This window comes from Brevibacillus antibioticus (assembly GCF_005217615.1).
Classification (GTDB): Bacteria; Bacillota; Bacilli; order Brevibacillales; family Brevibacillaceae; genus Brevibacillus; species Brevibacillus antibioticus.
On record NZ_SZNK01000001.1, the window covers coordinates 2,230,013 to 2,248,622 of the forward strand.

General features: G+C 47.7%; 22 protein-coding genes. 12 read left to right on the top strand and 10 right to left on the bottom strand.

Annotation, left to right across the window (positions count from 1 at the left end):
• Positions 1–10 precede the first annotated feature (10 nt).
• From cysT to E8L90_RS10020, 3 genes are all read right to left on the bottom strand, one after another.
• The gene (gene cysT / locus E8L90_RS30445; protein ID WP_208759424.1) at positions 11–847 is read right to left on the bottom strand and encodes a sulfate ABC transporter permease subunit CysT; all 837 of its coding nucleotides are present in this window, start codon (positions 845–847) and stop codon (positions 11–13) included.
• Positions 848–877: 30 nt separating this feature from the next.
• A complete protein-coding gene (locus E8L90_RS10015; RefSeq protein ID WP_244297508.1) occupies positions 878–1,882 on the bottom strand; it encodes a sulfate ABC transporter substrate-binding protein in 1,005 nt (334 codons plus the stop codon).
• A gap of 286 nt (positions 1,883–2,168) precedes the next feature.
• Positions 2,169–3,395 carry an NAD(P)/FAD-dependent oxidoreductase gene (locus E8L90_RS10020; RefSeq protein WP_137029259.1) on the bottom strand — a complete coding sequence of 409 codons (1,227 nt, stop codon included), beginning with the start codon at positions 3,393–3,395 and terminating at the stop codon, positions 2,169–2,171.
• 149 nt (positions 3,396–3,544) lie between these two features.
• Between E8L90_RS10020 and E8L90_RS10025 the strand changes: the two genes are divergently transcribed.
• Complete coding sequence (locus E8L90_RS10025) at positions 3,545–3,847, top strand: DUF3846 domain-containing protein (protein WP_137029260.1); 303 nt, start codon at positions 3,545–3,547, stop codon at positions 3,845–3,847.
• Positions 3,848–3,938: 91 nt separating this feature from the next.
• Here E8L90_RS10025 and dut read toward each other — a convergent pair whose 3' ends face one another.
• Entirely contained in the window at positions 3,939–4,475 is a 537-nt protein-coding gene (dut, locus tag E8L90_RS10030) for a dUTP diphosphatase (RefSeq protein ID WP_137029261.1), read from the bottom strand.
• 195 nt (positions 4,476–4,670) lie between these two features.
• On the opposite strand from dut, the gene trhO reads away from it, so the two are divergent.
• The 3 genes from trhO (at position 4,671) to E8L90_RS10045 (ending at position 7,740) form a co-directional block, all read left to right on the top strand.
• Positions 4,671–5,615: an oxygen-dependent tRNA uridine(34) hydroxylase TrhO gene (gene trhO, locus E8L90_RS10035; RefSeq protein WP_137029262.1), complete on the top strand. Its 945-nt coding sequence runs from the start codon at positions 4,671–4,673 to the stop codon at positions 5,613–5,615.
• A 139-nt stretch (positions 5,616–5,754) separates the two neighbouring features.
• Entirely contained in the window at positions 5,755–7,206 is a 1,452-nt protein-coding gene (locus E8L90_RS10040; RefSeq protein WP_137029263.1) for an amidase family protein, read from the top strand.
• Positions 7,207–7,218: 12 nt separating this feature from the next.
• Entirely contained in the window at positions 7,219–7,740 is a 522-nt protein-coding gene (locus E8L90_RS10045) for a hypothetical protein (RefSeq protein WP_137029264.1), read from the top strand.
• A gap of 31 nt (positions 7,741–7,771) precedes the next feature.
• Here E8L90_RS10045 and E8L90_RS10050 read toward each other — a convergent pair whose 3' ends face one another.
• Positions 7,772–8,221 (bottom strand): hypothetical protein, encoded by a 450-nt coding sequence (locus tag E8L90_RS10050; RefSeq protein WP_137029265.1) that lies wholly within the window; start codon positions 8,219–8,221, stop codon positions 7,772–7,774.
• Between the two features lie 237 nt (positions 8,222–8,458).
• Here E8L90_RS10050 and E8L90_RS10055 point away from each other — a divergent pair, with 237 nt between their 5' ends.
• The 4 genes from E8L90_RS10055 (at position 8,459) to E8L90_RS10070 (ending at position 11,281) form a co-directional block, all read left to right on the top strand.
• Complete coding sequence (locus E8L90_RS10055; protein WP_137029266.1) at positions 8,459–9,205, top strand: class I SAM-dependent methyltransferase; 747 nt, start codon at positions 8,459–8,461, stop codon at positions 9,203–9,205.
• 228 nt (positions 9,206–9,433) lie between these two features.
• Positions 9,434–9,925, top strand: coding sequence for an NUDIX hydrolase (locus E8L90_RS10060; protein WP_137029267.1), 492 nt, complete (start codon positions 9,434–9,436; stop codon positions 9,923–9,925).
• An 18-nt stretch (positions 9,926–9,943) separates the two neighbouring features.
• On the top strand, positions 9,944–10,396 hold the full coding sequence (locus E8L90_RS10065) for a GNAT family N-acetyltransferase (protein ID WP_137029268.1): 453 nt from the start codon (positions 9,944–9,946) through the stop codon (positions 10,394–10,396).
• Between the two features lie 84 nt (positions 10,397–10,480).
• Positions 10,481–11,281, top strand: a complete 801-nt coding sequence (locus tag E8L90_RS10070; protein ID WP_137029269.1) for a VOC family protein — start codon at positions 10,481–10,483, stop codon at positions 11,279–11,281.
• Positions 11,282–11,344: 63 nt separating this feature from the next.
• Here E8L90_RS10070 and E8L90_RS10075 read toward each other — a convergent pair whose 3' ends face one another.
• The 3 genes from E8L90_RS10075 to E8L90_RS10085 are packed head-to-tail and all read right to left on the bottom strand — an operon-like array spanning position 11,345 to position 13,812.
• Positions 11,345–12,463 carry a YheC/YheD family endospore coat-associated protein gene (locus E8L90_RS10075; RefSeq protein WP_137029270.1) on the bottom strand — a complete coding sequence of 373 codons (1,119 nt, stop codon included), beginning with the start codon at positions 12,461–12,463 and terminating at the stop codon, positions 11,345–11,347.
• 59 nt (positions 12,464–12,522) lie between these two features.
• Positions 12,523–13,431 (bottom strand): RluA family pseudouridine synthase, encoded by a 909-nt coding sequence (locus E8L90_RS10080; protein ID WP_137029271.1) that lies wholly within the window; start codon positions 13,429–13,431, stop codon positions 12,523–12,525.
• A 33-nt stretch (positions 13,432–13,464) separates the two neighbouring features.
• Positions 13,465–13,812 (bottom strand): thioredoxin family protein, encoded by a 348-nt coding sequence (locus tag E8L90_RS10085; RefSeq protein WP_137029272.1) that lies wholly within the window; start codon positions 13,810–13,812, stop codon positions 13,465–13,467.
• A 149-nt stretch (positions 13,813–13,961) separates the two neighbouring features.
• Between E8L90_RS10085 and E8L90_RS10090 the strand changes: the two genes are divergently transcribed.
• Both E8L90_RS10090 and E8L90_RS10095 read left to right on the top strand, forming a co-directional pair.
• The gene (locus E8L90_RS10090; RefSeq protein WP_137029273.1) at positions 13,962–14,180 is read left to right on the top strand and encodes a hypothetical protein; all 219 of its coding nucleotides are present in this window, start codon (positions 13,962–13,964) and stop codon (positions 14,178–14,180) included.
• Between the two features lie 31 nt (positions 14,181–14,211).
• Positions 14,212–14,901, top strand: coding sequence for a class F sortase (locus E8L90_RS10095; protein WP_137029274.1), 690 nt, complete (start codon positions 14,212–14,214; stop codon positions 14,899–14,901).
• Positions 14,902–14,929: 28 nt separating this feature from the next.
• Here E8L90_RS10095 and E8L90_RS10100 read toward each other — a convergent pair whose 3' ends face one another.
• Positions 14,930–15,817 carry a LysR family transcriptional regulator gene (locus tag E8L90_RS10100; protein WP_137029275.1) on the bottom strand — a complete coding sequence of 296 codons (888 nt, stop codon included), beginning with the start codon at positions 15,815–15,817 and terminating at the stop codon, positions 14,930–14,932.
• 113 nt (positions 15,818–15,930) lie between these two features.
• On the opposite strand from E8L90_RS10100, the gene leuC reads away from it, so the two are divergent.
• The gene (leuC, locus tag E8L90_RS10105; protein WP_137029276.1) at positions 15,931–17,361 is read left to right on the top strand and encodes a 3-isopropylmalate dehydratase large subunit; all 1,431 of its coding nucleotides are present in this window, start codon (positions 15,931–15,933) and stop codon (positions 17,359–17,361) included.
• Positions 17,358–17,942, top strand: a complete 585-nt coding sequence (leuD, locus tag E8L90_RS10110) for a 3-isopropylmalate dehydratase small subunit (RefSeq protein WP_137029277.1) — start codon at positions 17,358–17,360, stop codon at positions 17,940–17,942. Before leuC ends, leuD begins: the two co-directional genes overlap by 4 nt.
• 77 nt (positions 17,943–18,019) lie before the next feature.
• On the opposite strand, the gene E8L90_RS10115 is transcribed toward leuD, so the two are convergent.
• Entirely contained in the window at positions 18,020–18,526 is a 507-nt protein-coding gene (locus tag E8L90_RS10115; protein ID WP_137029278.1) for a GNAT family N-acetyltransferase, read from the bottom strand.
• Positions 18,527–18,610 lie beyond the last annotated feature (84 nt).

The following is an 18,610-nucleotide window of genomic DNA, read 5'->3' on the forward strand; positions in this document are numbered from 1 at the left end:
GTGATACCTCCTAACGGGCCGCATCGAATTTATTGATTTTCCATTGCAAATAGTTGATGAACAAAAGCATGACAAAGGAAATGACAAGCATGACTGTTGCAATTGCCGTAGCGCCTGCATAGTCAAACTGCTCCAGCTTGGTCATAATCAAGAGCGGCACAATCTCTGTTTTCAACGGCATGTTCCCGGAGATGAACACGACGGAGCCATACTCACCCAGTGCTCTGGCAAAGGCTAGCGCAAACCCCGTAATGATCGCCGGTAACAGATGCGGCAAAATTACCCGCCAAAATGTATTCCATCGGGTAGCGCCCAGCGTAGCCGCCGCTTCCTCCATTTGCAAATCCCAATCCTGTAACACAGGCTGGACGGTTCTGACGACAAAAGGAAGACCGATGAATGTTAATGCAACCCATATTCCGATGGGAGTGTACGCTACCTTGATCCCCCACTCCGCCAGGTACTGCCCGATCCAGCCATTTTCAGCGTAAATCGAAGTCAGGGCAATCCCGCCTACAGCGGTAGGTAAAGCAAATGGCAGATCAACTATGCCGTCAATGATTCGCTTCCCCGCAAACTGATAGCGTACCAACACCCATGCTACCAAGACACCGAACACCGCATTGAGACAAGCCGCGAAAAAGGAAGTCATAATACTCACACGAATGGAAGCAAGAACCCTTGTATCCATAATCGTCCCAATGAATTGCTCCCAACTCATCGTTGAAGCTTTTAAAAACAAGACAGACAGAGGGATCAGTACCAGAAGACTCAGGTAGATGATGGTATAGCCCATGGTCATGCCAAACCCTGGCAGAAGCCCTCTGTTGCTGAGTGATTTTCTCATGAAGGTAACTCCTCTGAGGAAAGTGTAGTTCTATGGTTTATAAAGTTGATCGAAGACGCCTTGATCTCCAAAATGAGTCTTTTGTGCTTTCGTCCAGCCACCAAACAACTCATCGATGGTAAACAATTGGATGTCAGGGAATGCGGGTGTATGTGCTTGGAGCACTTCCTGCGAACGAGGGCGGTAGTAATGCTTGGCTGCGAGCTCTTGGCCTTTTTTGGTATACAGGAACTGGAGGTATGCTTCTGCTACTTCTCTTGTCTTGTGCTTGTCAGCGTATTTGTCAACAATGGTAACAGGTGGTTCAGCCAAAATGCTCAGGGATGGATTCACGATCTCAAACTTGTCTTTTCCCAATTCATTTACTGCGAGGTAGGCTTCGTTTTCCCATGCAATCAGCACATCCCCAATGCCACGCTCAACAAACGTAGTGGTCGAACCACGTGCCCCAGAATCGAGGACGGGTACATTTTTAAACAATTGTGCTACGAATTCTTGTGCCTTCGCTTCATCCCCGCCATTTGTCTTCAAGGCATACCCCCAGGCAGCCAAGTAATTCCATCTGGCTCCTCCAGACGTTTTCGGGTTCGGAGTGATCACGGAGATCCCAGGCTTGATCAAATCATCCCAATCTTTGATTTGCTTCGGATTGCCTTTGCGCACGAGAAACACTATCGTGGAGGTGTAAGGCGAGCTGTTGTCCGAGAGCTTCTTTTGCCAATCGGCAGGAATCAGACCGCGTCCGGCAATCGCGTCAATATCATAGGCGAGGGCAAGGGTGACTACATCTGCTTCCAAGCCATCGATGACGGAGCGGGATTGCTTGCCTGAACCGCCATGTGATTGCTTGATCGTTACGGTTTGACCTGTCTTTTGTTGCCACTCTGAGGCAAACTCCTTGTTAATATCTTGGTAAAACTCTCGCGTCGGATCGTAGGAAACATTGAGCAGCTCTACAGTAGAAGTAGTGCCCCCCGCTCCCTTACCTGTTTCTGCTGGTACAGCAGCCGAGCATCCTGCCATAGCAGCCGCCATAGCAACGAATCCTACGCGTTGGAGGATCTTCTGGACCTTGCCTTTCGTGGTTTTCATACAGCTCACCTTCACTCCTCTTTTAATCTATAGTAATTTACTCGGAATACTCTGTTATTGAAGATTATACCTGCCTTTTTATTCCTGTCAACGCTATTTCCATCTACCCTATGCTAGGCAGGTAGGCCATGTTCAAATGTTATTCGCCTACCCAGAAAATTTGGGCCCGCTCGTTCTGACATTTTCAAAAAAATAAGCCTTCCCGCTCAAATGGGAAAGCTTGTTTCGATCAGACTGTAGCACTGGCATATTTCCTCCGGTCAAAAGCAAAAAGATCGGCGTCCGCGTGACTTCCTTTTGTAATCAAATCACTGATGATTTGGGCGCCGATGGTCGAATAGACGGTTCCGTTCCCTCCGTAGCCTAATGTGAACAAGCAGTGCGGATAACCTTCCTGCTCCCCAAATAACGGGAGTCCGTCATGGGTATCAACAAAAGTCGCTCCCCAATAATATTCGGCTCGCATTGGAATCTGTGGAAATAACTCTTGAATTTTTGCGAGCAAATGATCACGCTTCTTCAGACTGGAAGCAGCCTTCTTTTGTAAGTCGTTCAACGGCTCATCCAGTCCTCCGACGATGATTCTCCCTTCTGGACAAGTACGGATGTACAAATAGGGACGGGCTGTTTCCCAGATTAAACATGCATGTGGCCAACCCGTTAGCGCTTCGACTTGATTGGTCACGATAGAAAACGAGCTGGAAATCACAGCGTTGGCATTGCGCTTCATCGATTGTGCTTCGTATCCAGTAGCAAACACGGCACGCCTGCACTTGATTGTGTGACCACTTTTGGTATAGACCAAAAGCCCTCCATCGTGCACTTTTTGATGCACGACTTCCGTATTTTCGTATACGCGCATCCCTTTTTTCACAGAGTGGGTGATCACACCATTGGCAAATTTGTACGGATTGAGCTCCGCATCTCCCTTGGAGTAAATCGCCCCTGCCTTCGAAAAAGAGAATCGCTTCTCTATATCCGGTCGCTCCAAATACGTGACTGGAAAGCCAAACCTCTTCAATAACTGGTACTCTGTCCGCAAGCTCTTCGCATCAGCAGGTTCGCTGGCATAATACAAGCTGTCACGCCTTATGTAATCTGGAGATTGGTCTAGCTGCTCAGAGATTTTTTCCAATTCATCAACAGCCTGCCGCGTCAGCTCGTAAAAACGAACTCCATTTTTCTCACCGAACGAATGGATACAGGCTGTTAACGTTTTATCGTTGCATATTTGCAGCAAACCTGTGTTAGCGCTGCTACTGCCCCCACTCACCCGACGTTTATCCACGAGGATGACATCCACATCATGCTGCTTCAAATAATAGGAAACGAGTGCTCCTGCCTCTCCGCCACCAATGATCAGGACATCACACTTCACGTCCTCGGTCAGCGAGGGATATAGGGGTGGCGCTGGCAATGTTTCAGGCCAATACAGTTTTCCGGTCACGAATATCATCAGCATGTCCCCTCAGGCTGAAAGTATCACTACGGACGTTACTTCAATTCTCAACCATAGGATAACCAACACGCCAACAGGCATCCGCTCCCCTATCGCACAATTCATTAGTGATACGTTATGATGGATATCAGAAGGAGTGATTGCGCTTGACTACGGTATACATAAAGCTTCCGCATGAACATGCATTTGTTCGAGAAATCGCTGGGACAGATGAACTACAAGAACTGGTTGGTGGCGACTATGAGGTAGTGGAAGATGATCATCTGGAAGGAATTTCCCTCGTTGTGAATGAAGATGCTCGCGGAGTAGAAGCAAATAATTTCCCCATCACGTCAGATGGGTTTTTAGACTGGGTCTATGGACCTTGCGTATTCGTCAAAGCAAATGGACATTCGCTGACGGCTGACGACCTTTCGAGAATTGACCAGTTTTTAACCACCAAAGGATGAGAATTTGATCAAAACAATGACCCCTGACGTATCAGCTCATGTCCATTTACACGGCTGATGATCAGGGGTCATGTATGTTTACTCGATTGAACTAGCTCTTGATGCCGCTGCTGCCGAAACCGCCCGCTCCTCTTTCCGTCTCATCCAGCTCATCGACTACTTCGAACTGCGCGACTGGAACGATTGCAATCACGCCCTGTGCAATCCGGTCCCCTTTTTTGATCAAGTAGCTATGTGCATCGACATCTTGTTCAACGGTTACTTCGTTTTCGCCAGCGCCCAGACATACCTTGCCACTTTTTCCGGATGCGATCCGAATGTTATCGATCAGGACGCATACTTCACCGCGATAGCCTGCATCAACTGTCCCTGGTGCATTGGACAAGCGCAGCTTTGTTTTTGCACTGATCCCGGAGCGAGGGCGCACTTGCAATTCAAATCCTTCTGGAAGCGCGAACGCCAAGCCAGTTGGAACTTTTGCCGATTGGCCAGGGGCAATCAATGTATCCTCTACCGCGACCAAATCAAAGCCCGCGTCCATTGCTCTCGCATACGCTGGAATCACGGCGTCTTGGTGGAGCTTTTTAATTTTCACCTGTGTAGCCAGGCGCTCATTTGTCATGTTCATGTAATGTCTCTCCTCTATAGCCTGTCAGCAGATTACCATTCATAGTGTACAGGAAGCGACCACATCCAGCAAGAAGCACCGATTTTCATAAAAACCTCACAAATCCCTTTCTTTTTCAGCGCTTTTAACAATGGAATGTGATATAATCACCGTTGCATCTAAAATCACAATTGAAAAGAAAGGTGGAATTGTACCTTGCAAGTACAAAAACCATATCGCATTTTGTTGTATTACAAGTATACTCCTATTGAAAATTATGAGGAGTACGCAGCCGAGCACTTGCAATTTTGCAAGGATAACGGGCTGAAAGGGCGGATTATCGTAGCTCCGGAGGGCATTAATGGAACCGTATCCGGCACGATTGAACAAACCGACGCCTACATGGAATATGTGCGAAAAGATCCACGTTTTAGTGATATGTGGTTTAAAATAGATGAGTCGGAAGAGCATGCATTCAAAAAAATGTTTGTACGTCCGAAAAAGGAGCTCGTAACCTGGCGTTTGGAGGAAGATGTGAATCCGAATGAACTAGTCGGAACCTACCTGAACCCAAAAGAATGGTACGAAATGATGCAGGAAGAAGACGTCGTGATCCTTGACGGTCGCAACTACTACGAATACGATTTGGGACATTTCCGTGGTGCGATTCGCCCAGAAGTGGATTCATCCCGTGAGTTCCCTGAGTGGATTCGTGAAAACATGAGCCAATTCAAGGATAAAAAAGTCCTCACCTATTGCACTGGCGGTATTCGTTGCGAAAAGCTGACAGGGGTATTCCTGCAACAAGGTTTTAAAAATGTTTACCATCTTGAGGGCGGAATTGTCACGTATGGTAAAGATCCGGAAGTCCAAGGACGTCTGTGGGATGGAAAATGCTACGTGTTTGACGAGCGCATCTCTGTGCCGATCAATCATACAGAAGAAGACGTCGTAATTGGCCGTTGCCATTACTGCGGTACTGTAGAAGACCGTTATCTCAACTGCGCCAACCCATTCTGCAACAAGCAGCACTTCTGCTGCCCAGAATGTGAGACAAAATTCAAGCGTTCTTGCTCCGATGAATGCCGCGAACACCCTCGCAACCGTTATGTAGAAGCGGAAGAAAAAGCGAAGCTGGAAGCCGCTGGATCAAACGCATAATACGAACACAAACAAGCTGATTCTCTCGTAGAGTCAGCTTGTTTTTTATAGGAAGAGGCTCACACTCCTCCTTTCTTTCCTTTTACCTGAATTTGGTACTATAATGAAATTCAAATCAATTCGAAAAAGGGGATAAATTATGTCATTGATTCATGAAACGAGCATTCTCGAATGGCAAGCTGCAATGACAGCTGGAACCACGACTTCGCGGGAACTGACCCTCGCCTTTTTACAGCGGATTGCCACCTACAACAAACAAGGCATCCGAATCAATGCCATTTGTGAGCTAAACCCAGATGCACTGGCGATCGCAGAGTCACTCGATCGGGAACGAACGTTGTCGGGCAGTCGTGGGCCGCTACACGGAATCCCTGTACTGATCAAGGATAACATTGCGACATCTGACAAGATGCATACGACGGCTGGAGCTCTGGCTTTAGCTGATTCATTTGCCTCTGCGGATGCATTCGTTGTGTCCAAGCTCCGACAGGCAGGCGCCGTCCTTTTAGGGAAAACCAATCTGACGGAATGGGCTAACTTTATCTCCAATGACATGCCAGATGGCTACAGCTCGCGCGGTGGACAAGTATTGAACCCATACGGACCTGGTGTTCTTGATGTCGGCGGGTCTAGCTCGGGTTCGGCTGCTGCTATTGCCGCAGGTTTTGCCGTTGTGGCAGTCGGTACGGAGACTTCCGGGTCTATTCTCCACCCAGCAGAACAAAATTCGCTCGTGGGAATCAAACCTACTGTTGGCTTAATCAGCCGTTCAGGTATCATTCCGATTTCCCATAGCCAAGACACAGCCGGACCGTTGGCGAGAACCGTGACAGATGCAGCTATTTTGCTTAGTGCCTTAACGGGTATAGATGAAAATGATCCGGTGACTGGAAAAAGCGAAGGTCTAGCACATACCGATTACCTCCCCTTCCTCGATGCAGATGGATTGCGGGGTGCACGCATCGGTGTTGTACGATCCAGATTTTTGGCTGAGTGTGAATCCGAAGAAATCGCCTTGTATGAAGCAGCTATTGAAAAGCTCAAGGAGGCTGGCGCAACTGTCATAGATGCGGTCACCATTCCATCAGAAAATGCCGAATGGGACATACATGTTCTCCTGCATGAATTCAAGGTTGGTGTAAATGCGTACTTAAAAACGTTACCAGCCTCCTACCCGATCCGCTCCTTACAGGATGTCATTGCTTTTAATCGGGCACATGGGGAACAAGCCCTGCTTTACGGGCAAGAGCTGCTGGAAGAATCCGAGCAAACAAGTGGTACACTGACAGAGCCGGAGTATCTGGCTAATCGCCTGTTCGATTTGGAAATGTCACAGAAACAAGGCCTTGATGCTGTTATGAAGGAGCATGAACTCGATGCCCTCTTGTACCCCGGCAGTACGGGTTATGCAATCCCTGCCAAAGCTGGTTACCCTTCGATTACGGTTCCAGCTGGCTATACTTCCTCGGGTAAGCCATTTGGCATCACGCTGACCGGATTGGCATTTCAGGAACCTACTCTCCTTCGCCTAGCCTACGCTTATGAGCAAGCAACTCGACTGCGTGTAGCGCCGAATATGACCAAAGCGTAAAGGAAGCACAGAATGAACCGATATTACGGACTTTTTATTGGCACAGCAATCCCTTTCAAGCACCTGAAGAAAATCATTCGCAAATTCAACTATGCTTACTATGACAAAGCCAGTCCTGAACGACAGCAGGACTTTATCACAATTATTCCAGAATTCCACATCAGTCACTCTCGTGATCCACACCATAGGCTAGAGTGTATCTTGGTGGAACCAGCGTTTTTGAACAGATTTTTAGAAATCGTAAACAACCTAAATTTCACTTTCATCCTTTGCCACTATCGGCACGGTCATTTTCAAACGACCATGAATGGAATCGAGTATAGCGTTACATGCTATCGCTCCTTGGAAGATGTCGTATATCTTCAATTCGAAGATGAAGATGATATCGATGGGAAATTCGCTAAAAAACTGCTCACGCTCCCACTCGAAAAACAATTTGCCTCAGCCCCCGGAATTAAAACGAGTGATGAATACCAGCATCTACTAGATACATGGGTAAAGGAAGTACTCGCCTATCCAGCAAAAAACGCATGAGACCTTTTGGGGCCCATGCGTTTTTCCCTTTCTACATCGTCTTGCTTTCTTGCTCCGCTTTACCGAGTCGATCTTGGAACAGCTTGCTCAATTGCCCGATATTTACTTCCCATTCCTCATCCTTGTAATAAACAGTCGCTTTGGATTCGCCTTTTTTACCTACGATACGAATATTCGTTGTCTTCACTTCATAGGTACCATCTTCCTTGAAGGAAATATCGGCATCTTTTAGCTCTTTATCCAATACCGGGGTAATCGTCTTATCGACGACTTCCTGCGTCGCAACCGCTGCTTGACGTCCCATTTGGATCACTTCTTCAGGACTGAAATGGAAAAACAACACGAGCACAACACCAATAATAGCTGCAAGCGAAATAATTCGAATGATACTTCGCACCACCCATTGGGCAGCCATGATGATGATTATGATACATAGCGCAATCGGCCAGTAATCTTTGATCAGTTGAAGTATTTGGTCCACGTCTATCCCTCCTTCGATTTCAGTCTCGCCAAAAAATATCGAAACCAAATCTTCTTACAGAAAAAAACCGTCACAACAAAGCGGACGGAATCGCAAAAATGGGTTGTCTCTCACTTATTCTCGTAAAAAAAGCAAACTCCTGCTCTCATTTCCAATCGTTTTAAACGAATAATTGACATCATCTTCATCTTTTATCCATAATAGGATTCTGAAAAAAATGAAAACGGGTGATATGGGATGAAACAAAATCTGTATGATCAACTGGATTTTTATCAGGACTACCAAAAGCTACGTCTGTCCGGTGAATCAGAGAATGATATGATCGAACAACCTGCTATTCGTGGCTGTCTCCCCTCCCTAAAAGGATTGCGTGTACTCGACCTCGGATGTGGCGGGGGACAGTTCGCCAAGTACTGCATAGAACAAGGAGCAAGTGAAGTGATCGGTGTTGATCTCTCTCACAACATGCTGGAGTATGCCCGGACGAATAACAGTCATGAGAACATTCAATATCTACATGGCTCCCTGGAGGACATTGAGCTTGCCGATCATGGGTATGATCTCATTACGAGCTCTCTCGTCATGGACTATGTTCGTGACTATGAGCACGTGATCAACAAAGTAAGCCGCGCCTTGCGCAACGGCGGACATTTCGTTTACTCTACACTCCATCCGCATATTACCGCTCGCAAAAAAGCCGAGGGCTGGGTGCGCGACGAAGAAGGACAGAAGCATTTCTGGCCCTTGGACAACTACCTCGAAGACGGAGAACGTGAAATGTACATGATGAACGGCAGAAAGGCCCTTTTTTACCACCGCTCCATGTCCACTGCTGTCAATACGTTAATCCAAGCGGGGCTTACCTTGCAAGAGATCATCGAGCCAATCTGCACGCCAGAAGGACTCCGCTTGCAGCCGCATCAGATTTCCGAAGTAAGAAGACCGACGTTTATTATTTTCAAGACACAAAAGACTTTGAAATGAATGAACAAAACCCCGGAGGAGTAATCCGGGCTTTCATCATTGTTAGCCCTTTCCACCTTTTCAATGTTTGAACGAACCCCCTATTCTTCCTTCCACGCTTCTTTGTTATGATAACGAAATATTACGAAACTTCTTTTCAAAACCAAATAAAAATTACTGATGATTCCTCTCATTTGATACAATGGTCGTGTTAAAGAAGTCGACTGTAACAAAAAGGAAAGTGATAACATGTACCGCTATACCATATGCTTTCTCAAACATAGAAATGGAATACTGATGCTCAATCGGAAGAAATCACCGTTGATGGGGCTATGGAATGGCGTAGGCGGTAAGCTAGAGCGCGGAGAGACTCCACTGGAAAGTGTCCTTCGCGAGGTTCGGGAAGAGACGGGCATTTTGCTAGAAAACGCATGCTACAAAGGAATTGTCTCTTGGCTAGTCGATGGAGTTGAAACGGGCGGTATGTATGCATTTCTCGCTCACCTTCCAGAAAACTACGAGCGCTCTCAAACCCCACAGGTAGTGGAAGAAGGCATACTTGACTGGAAAGAGCTAGCGTGGCTCTTGGACCCCGACAATGCTGGCGTCCCCGAAAACCTTCCCATGTTTTTACCATACATGTTGGAAGAAGCTGATCCGTGTCAGCATATTTTTACGTACGAAAATAACCTGGTTGTCAACTACGAAACTGCACCATTGCCAAAGCCGGTAACAACTTGAATCGGAGGAGAAACACAGATGGAAATTCGCAAGCTTGCCGTACAGGAACAACCACCAATGGATTTACTCTTTTTGGCTGACCCCTCTGTCAGATTGGTAAAAGATTATTTACAAAGAGGTCAATGCTATGTCGCTGTTCTCGAGGATAGCATCGTAGGTGTCTACGTCTTGATACCAACCAGACCGGATACAATTGAACTCGTAAATGTTGCCGTCGATGAGGCCCATCATGGCAAGGGCATTGGCAAAAAACTCGTCCTTCATTCCATTGAAGTAGCCAAATCTCTCGGTTATAAGACGATCGAGGTCGGAACTGGGAATTCTAGCGTGGGTCAGCTCGCTCTTTATCAAAAGTGTGGTTTTCGGATGAATTGGATCGATCGGGACTTTTTCTTGCGGCATTATGAGGAAGAAATTTACGAAAACGGGATTCAGGTGGTAGATATGGTTCGCCTCTCACAAGATATTTAAGAAGACTGTCTAGAAACAGTGTGAACCAAATGAGTATACATAATTTATATTATGTTATCTTTTTATAGGAAAAGGGGATGCCAGATGATCACGCACTTTTCTAAATTAACCTTACAAACGGTGTCTATCCAAGGGGTACACCAGGTTTACGCAGACCGTCTCGGCTTTCCGATTTCATCTCAATCAGACAAACAGATTACGTTTCAAGTCACACCCGATTTTCGTTTAACCTTTGAAGAAGCGTATGAACCGATCTCCCCCGCCCATATTGCTTTTCAAGTGCCTTATTCCTTGTTTTATGAATCAGCGAAAAAGATCAAAGAATCTGGTCTTTTACTTGTTCGATGGGAGGATGGGCATGACATTGACCAGGAAAAACAGCGAATGAATCTGTATTTCCGCGATGGAGACGGGAATCTTCTCGAGATTATTGCCCATCAGTATGTGTCAGAAGAGGTCGTTCTGCCATCCACTCCCCTGCACATTTTGTATTTACGGGAAGTGGGCTGTCCCGTGGAAAGTGTGCCTGTTTTTACGCAATGGCTAAAATCGAATCTGAGCATGAAAACATTCGAGGACGGCGAAATTTTCAACTTCGTCGTTAGCGGAACGGCGCATATCGTGGCGACATGGAAAAACAGACCTTGGATTCCCATCGCGATGAAAGCGCTACCACCAAAAATGCACGTCACCTTTGGAACACCTGACCAAGCGTTCCTGCAAAAAGTGCGGAGACGCTTTGAAAAAAGTAATGTCCTCTTCCATTCGGATGCTCATGAGCTTACGTTCGTCCGGGAAGGATACTCTTTTTCTGTTATCCATACACCCGATTACGCCCCTGACATCCCGTGCAAATTGCAATTACCGCTTTCGATCTCCACCTAGCATATACAGCGGCTGTCGAGGACTTCAAATGTTGTCCCTGACCGCCGCTGTACTTCTTTCACGCTATCCTCTGGAGACCTTTCTCTTCAAAAGTGGCTCGCGACCTTCGCGTCCTTGTGTTTTTGCTAAGTAGATGGCGTATTCAAGTGGGCGAGTAATGGCATTCTTGTACTGGTCCTTTGCCCCCATCTCCCGGAAAATTTCCCTGGCTGGTTTAGGATTCACTTCGATCAGCCACGCATGACCATCTACATCGACGCCAATATCCAGCCCAAATTCAACCATCCGTCCAAAATGCTCCTCGAGTGTTTCCGCTGTTTGAAAAGCGAGCTGCTCGCAATCATGCACGATCTGTGCAGTTCGTTCCTCCCCGAACCTCGGTCGGAGAAATGCCGGAACAGGGACAGCTTTTCCGCCGCCATGGAGATTAGAGGTAGCACTGCGTTCTGGGCCCACGCGAATCCCATGACCTGTAATGCTCCATTCACCCTGCCCATTCTTTTGAATCAAGAGGCGCATATCTACTGCCCGCGAAGGAACCAGTTGCAGTCGAAGCCCTTGCTGAACGATGTATTTCTCCTGTCTCGTCCAACGATCTACCCATCTCTGGGCAGCGACCTTGTCTTTTACGACTGTGGATACTTTCGCCCTCTGCTTGTTCCTTCCGAGCAATCGAAGTTCGTCTCCACGCTTTTCAATGGACAAGATGTTGCGTCCCCCTGTTCCATTGAGTGGCTTTACATAAAGCAATGGATGCTTGCCTAGCATGTTGACCAGGCTTTGTCGGTTGTAGAGGTGTGTCTCCGGGAGCCACCGATGCATTCTAGGGTCCCGATGCAGCACCTCATGTACACGCCATTTGTTTGCCAAGCGGTTGTTTGCATACAAAAAATTACTCGTCCGCCGAAAGGCCACATAGTTCTTAAACGCTTGTGTCGGTGTGTAACGGTATCGGTCGAAAACAGCGTCTGGACGGTCAAATATCCTTGATTGCCAACCGCCATTGCTCCCCACGACATACCCTCTCACCTGCTTGCCGACTCCAAGTACATCGTTAGGTGAAAATAGGAAAAGGGTACAGCCCAGTTCTTGTCCAGCCTTGAGCAGTCGCCGAAAATAGGTTGGCTCCGCAAAACGCTTGCCTTCCCGCCAAGTCAAGATGCCGATTATGGGTCGTTTCAAAAGACCACCCTCTCTCGTTTCCTCCTTGGCAGTTTATTCAATCCGTAGTCAAATGGCGATTATCTCAGCTTCTTTTCCAAGTGAAACAGGTCGAGTGGCAACGGAGCCGTGACTTCGATGATTTCTCCCCCGAATGGATGCACAAATGTGAGCACGGCTGCGTGCAGCGCTTGTCGCTTAATGAGCTCGCGCTTGCCACCATACAGTTCATCCCCTAAAAGCGGGTGCCCAATGTGACTGAAGTGAACGCGAATTTGATGGGTTCTCCCCGTCTCCAATTGACATTCTACTTTCGTAGCTGTTTGAAGACGTTCCTTCACCTGGTAATGGGTAATCGCTGGATCGCCGTTAGGTGTGACCCTTCTGCGCGTCCCATGATTCCGGTCTTTTCCAATGGGCTCATTAATTTTCCCACGCTCTTTGGACATTTGTCCCGAAACATACGCGACATAGGTACGCTTGATTGTGCGCTCACGCAGCATTTCATCTAACAGGGCAGAGGCCCACGCATGCTTCGCGTACAGAACGACACCTGATGTATCCTGATCCAGCCGATGGACATGACGTACCTTTGCTTCCAAACCTGTACGAAAAAAGTGCCCCGACACGAGATGATCCAACGTCACATGATGGTGTCGTTCGGTCGGATGTAATAGAAGACCAACCGGCTTATTCACGATGAGCAAATGATCATCCTCGTACAGGATCTCCGGAGCCTCACTAGCCGGATCAAGCCCCAACGGCTCAGGCTTGCACATCCGCAGGCGAATTTCCTGCCCTGCTTTTCCTGCAACATGCTGAGCAACAGGTGCGCCATCCAGCAGTATTTCTTTGTGTTGGAATAAAAGATGGACCTGCTTGCGAGGCAGCTTCCACTCTTCGCGCAGCAGGTTCCCAATCGGGATAGCATCGTCTTTTTCTCGTAAATGGGCAACGAGCCATTCCCCTTCTTTTTTCATGAATAACATTTCTGTCTATCTCCCTGTTCTATGTTCATGCAATTACGCTTGCTCGAGTCCTTTACTGACTTGAATAGCCCGGTCCAGAAAATGCTCGATCTCCTCACGACTTTTTCCGAGCTTGCTTACGAAGCGAACCAGTTCTTTTCCATTATGGAACGCAATAAAACTCGGAATCCCGAAGACATCATGCTTTTGGGACAAGTCCGGGAGAGTGTCACGGTTGACTTCAATCATGTCCAGCTGTTCTTTGTATTTTTCCTCCACGGCAGGCATGAATGGATCAATGCGATGGCAATCTGGGCACCAATCCGTGAAGAATTTGACAATGACTGGCTTGTTTGCTGCGATCACTTGCTCGAACTCAGCTTCTGTCTTAATTTCTCTCATGTTATCTTCCTCCCAGAATGATTTGGAAATAGTGTACCACAGGCACGGGCTGTTTGGGACGTTTAGGAGAAACAATTGCCATCACTAACAAAACAACAAACGGAAATCCTATCTGTTGTACCCCAAAATCTTTAAGGTAGGTGCTACTCATGAAAAAATTCGCTGCTTTGTTGATGGTTGCATGCTTGGTAACTACTGCAATTCCTGTATCTGCTGCAACACATGACGGTCACAAAAAACACCACAAAGTACAAACAAAAGCGCATCACATGAAGACCAAAGCTCACCATATGAAAACCAAAGCACATAAAGGCAAAGCGCATATCAAGGCTATGCCGAAAACGGGTATGGGTGGGGCAAGCAATTAAAGGGGGATCTTCCCCCTTTTCTTTGCGATCTATGAAAAAACTACTGGGTTTCCTTCTATTCATTAGTTTGGTTACAATTGGTTGCGGTCATACAGCTAAACAACCTGTCGAAGCGCCAAAAATCACGAATACCATGCTAAAACCAGCAGGGCCCATCCTTATCAAACAAACAGTTACCGTTTATGGTCCGCCACTGCCACCACAACCGACGTTCGTTCCTGCCCCTCCTCTTCCAGACGGAATCATGCCGACACTTCTACATATTCCAAAATTGAAACTGCAAGCTCGTGTAGAACCGGTCGGCGTTTTACCGAATGGGCAAATGGACGTCCCAAAGGCTTTTGATCGCGTGGGTATTTTGGCTCCGTGGACGAAGCCCGGGATGAAGGGAAATGCAGTGATCGCCGGTCATTTTGATCATTATACGGGGCCAGCTGTTTTTTACCATCTGAAAAAACTAAAGCCCGGCGACAAAATCACGGTGCGTGAAGCAAAAGGAAGGATGCTTACCTTTCAGGTTCGAAAAGTAGAAAGCTTCCAGACTGCCGAAGCACCCATCGATCAGATTTTTGGGAATGCAGAAAGATCACATCTGAATTTGATTACCTGCTCCGGCAAATTTAACAAGAAAACACAGGAACATGCTCAAAGGCTAGTCGTCTTTTCGGAACTTGTTCAGGATTCGACGCCACAAGATGAGAAACCCAGTGATCGCAAATGATTGCGGCGACTGGGTTTCTTGTTTGGCTTTATATTTTTCCACCCTGTTCGAGGAGACATTGCACAAATGCCTCTGCCGGACGAGACAAGGGCTTGTCTTTTCGATACGCCACGACGAGTGTACGAGAAGGTTTTGTTTTTATCCGCACATAAGTTGGCGGCTCAATCGTTCCGGGTGCGAGTGTAATCATTTTCGGCGCAAACGATAACCCCATGCCTGCTGCAACAAGTGACTGAGCCGTCTGGATGTTCGAGCTCTCAAACACGATTCGCGGACGGAATCCCGCCTGCTCACAGAGCCGAAGCGAAATCGTACGGAAGCCTTGTCCTTCTTTTAACAGGATAAAAGGCTGATCGGCTACCTCCGCGAGATCGACTTCTTTTCGTTTCGCGAGCGGATGATTGGCTGGTACCGCCAAAAAAATTTCTTCGTTGATCGCGGGGATGATTTCCAGAGACGGATCACTGATCGGCATGGTTAGTAGGCTTACATCAATTTTCCCCCGCACAAGTAGCTGCTCCAAATGACTCGACGTTTCCTCCATCAATTGCAGCTCGACACCGGGAAATTGCTGTGTAAACGTAGGCAACACCCTTGGCAGCACGTATGCCCCTGTAATGGGTAAACTTCCGACTAGCAATTTGCCGCTTTCTCCTATGGCATACGCTCGCATTTCCCTCTCTAGCCCCTCTGACATGTCGACGAGCGTTTGCGCCACCTGTATGAAGCGCTGGCCCGCATCAGTCAGTTCTACGTGCTGCGGCAAGCGATGGAACAAGCTGACACCGAGTATTTTCTCCAGCTTCGCAATTTGCTGGCTCAACGAAGGTTGGGCCAAATGTAATCGATTGGCTGCCCGAGAAAAACTGCGTTCTTCCGCAACAGCGAGTACATAACGAATTTGTCGTAACTCCATATAAACCTCCCGATAGGCAAAAACTATCCTTCTTATAATTATTATATCTTTGAACTATTCTCTTTGCCATGTTACAACCTTGTTAAGAGTTTTTGAACGAAGGAGGAAACATAATGACAGCCCGTACGATGTTTGAAAAGATTTGGGACAATCACGTTATTCACGAAGAGGCAGGCAAGCCGAGCCTTTTGTATATCGATCTGCACCTGGTTCACGAGGTGACTTCACCGCAAGCTTTCGAAGGACTCCGCTTGGCTGACCGAAAAGTCCGCCGTCCAGAGCTTACCTTCGCAACCATGGACCACAACGTACCGACTGCTGACCGTTTTAATGTCAAAGACCCGATTTCTCGTCAACAAATGGAAACCTTGACGGCGAACTGTAAGGAATTCGGGATTACACTCGCGGATCTAAACAGCCCAGATCAAGGGATCGTCCACGTCATTGGTCCTGAGCTCGGGCTCACACATCCAGGCAAAACAATCGTCTGCGGTGACAGCCACACCTCCACCCACGGAGCATTCGGTGCCCTTGCCTTCGGTATTGGTACCAGTGAAGTGGAGCATGTACTCGCAACGCAGTGCTTGCAGCAATCCAAACCAAAAACGATGGAAGTACGCGTAAACGGCGACCTGCCATTTGGCGTCAGTGCAAAAGATTTAATTTTGGCGATTATCGCAAAATACGGAACTGATTTTGCAACTGGCTACGTCGTAGAATACACAGGCGCTGCGATCCGCAACCTGACCATGGAAGAACGCATGACGGTGTGCAACATGACGATCGAAGGTGGCGCTCGTGCCGGCTTAATCGCACCTGACCAGACTACGTTTGACTACTTAAAAGGCAAGCGCTTTGTTCCGCAAGGGGAAGATTTCCTTGCCGCTGTCGAGGCGTGGAAAGAGCTGTGCACGGACGAAGGCGCTGCATTTGATGTCTGTGTAGAAATCGAGGCAGCCGAGATCGCACCGCAAGTAACGTGGGGAACGAGCCCTGGTATGGGTACGAACATTACGAGCACCGTTCCAAGCCCTGAGTCATTCGATACAGCCGCACAGCGCAAAGCAGCACAAGATGCTCTGGCGTACATGGACCTTGCACCAGGCACTCCTATGAGCGAAATCAAAATCGATCGCGTTTTTATTGGTTCCTGTACAAACGGTCGGATCGAGGACCTACGCAAAGCAGCCGAAGTGGCTAAAGGACGCAAGGTCTCCCCTTCCGTACACGCGATGGTCGTTCCCGGTTCTCAATCAGTTAAGCAGCTCGCTGAGCAAGAAGGCTTGCACCTCATTTTCCAAGAAGCTGGCTTTGACTGGCGCGAATCTGGTTGCTCCATGTGTCTGGCGATGAATCCAGATATCCTGTCCGAGGGTGAGCGTTGTGCTTCTACCTCTAACCGGAACTTCGAAGGACGTCAAGGACGTGGCGGAAGGACGCATCTGGTCAGCCCGGAAATGGCAGCAGCAGCAGCTATCGCAGGTCACTTTGTCGATGTTCGTGAATGGAAAAGCGAGAACGCTAGCAAGGAGGTATTCCAATGAATCCATTTGTCATCCACACCGGAGTGGTAGCCCCACTCGATCGTGTAAACGTAGATACGGACGCTATTATCCCTAAGCAGTTCTTGAAGCGCATTGAGCGCAGCGGTTTTGGTCAATTCCTGTTCTACGAATGGCGCTTTACTGTCGATGGTGCGCCAATCGATTCGTTCATTCTGAATACGCCTGCGTACAAGGAGTCTACTGTCCTTCTTGCCCGCAACAATTTTGGCTGCGGCTCCTCTCGTGAGCATGCGCCATGGGCACTCTTTGATTATGGCTTCCGCTGTGTGATCGCTCCATCCTTTGCGGATATCTTTTATAACAACTGCTTCAAAAACGGCATCCTGCCGATCAAGTTGAGTGAAGAGCAAGTCGACGAGCTGTTCAATCGTGCCGAAAACAAACCGAACTACCAGCTGACCATCGATCTGCAAGAACAAGTCGTTCGTGACAGTGAAGGTCTCTCCTACCCGTTCGAGGTAGACGCCTACCGTCGTTACTGCCTACTGAATGGTCTCGACGATATTGGAATTACGTTGCAGTACGAAGATAAAATTGCTGCATACGAAGCAAGTCGTTAATTTTTCATTCATAACGTAGCCCATAGAAAAAGCGAAGGCATCCACTATTGTGTGCCTTCGCTTTTTTCATGCTTGTCCTATAGAAGAATATACATGTGGCTCTCATCAAAGTATTGATCACCATTTTTCAGTGCACGCTTTTCCAACCCATATGGAATAAATCCCAATTTCTCATAGAGACGAATGGCAGTCGGATTGGTCGTGACGACAGCGAGCTGTACCGTATCGATATCTCCCCGCTCCTTTAAATACGCGAGCTCTGCCTGCATGAGCGCTTGTGCGACACCCGTCCCGCGATACGCTTCACGAACGTACATAGAGACGATAGAAGCTTTGTGTTTTGATTTCAGCCCTTTGTGGCGGAAAAAACCGATGATGCCAGCCAGCTGTCCTTCCACAAATGCACCAAAATAGCCGCTATCCCCCGCCTCCCCTTGCGAAAGTCTTCTCAGCCACTCTTCCCCAGGCATTTGGATTTCCTCTTCATAGGTCGAGCCGAATGCATCTGGATCAGTTTGCAGCCCTTCCAGTCTAATTTTAATAAGCTCATCAGCATCGTCTGGTCCCAAAAAGCGAACTTCCATTCTAAGCTGCACCTCTCCCATTTTTAATTTCCACTTATCTTAGTCAAGAGTTGCTAGAAAGTAAAGAACTATCTAAAAAAAATA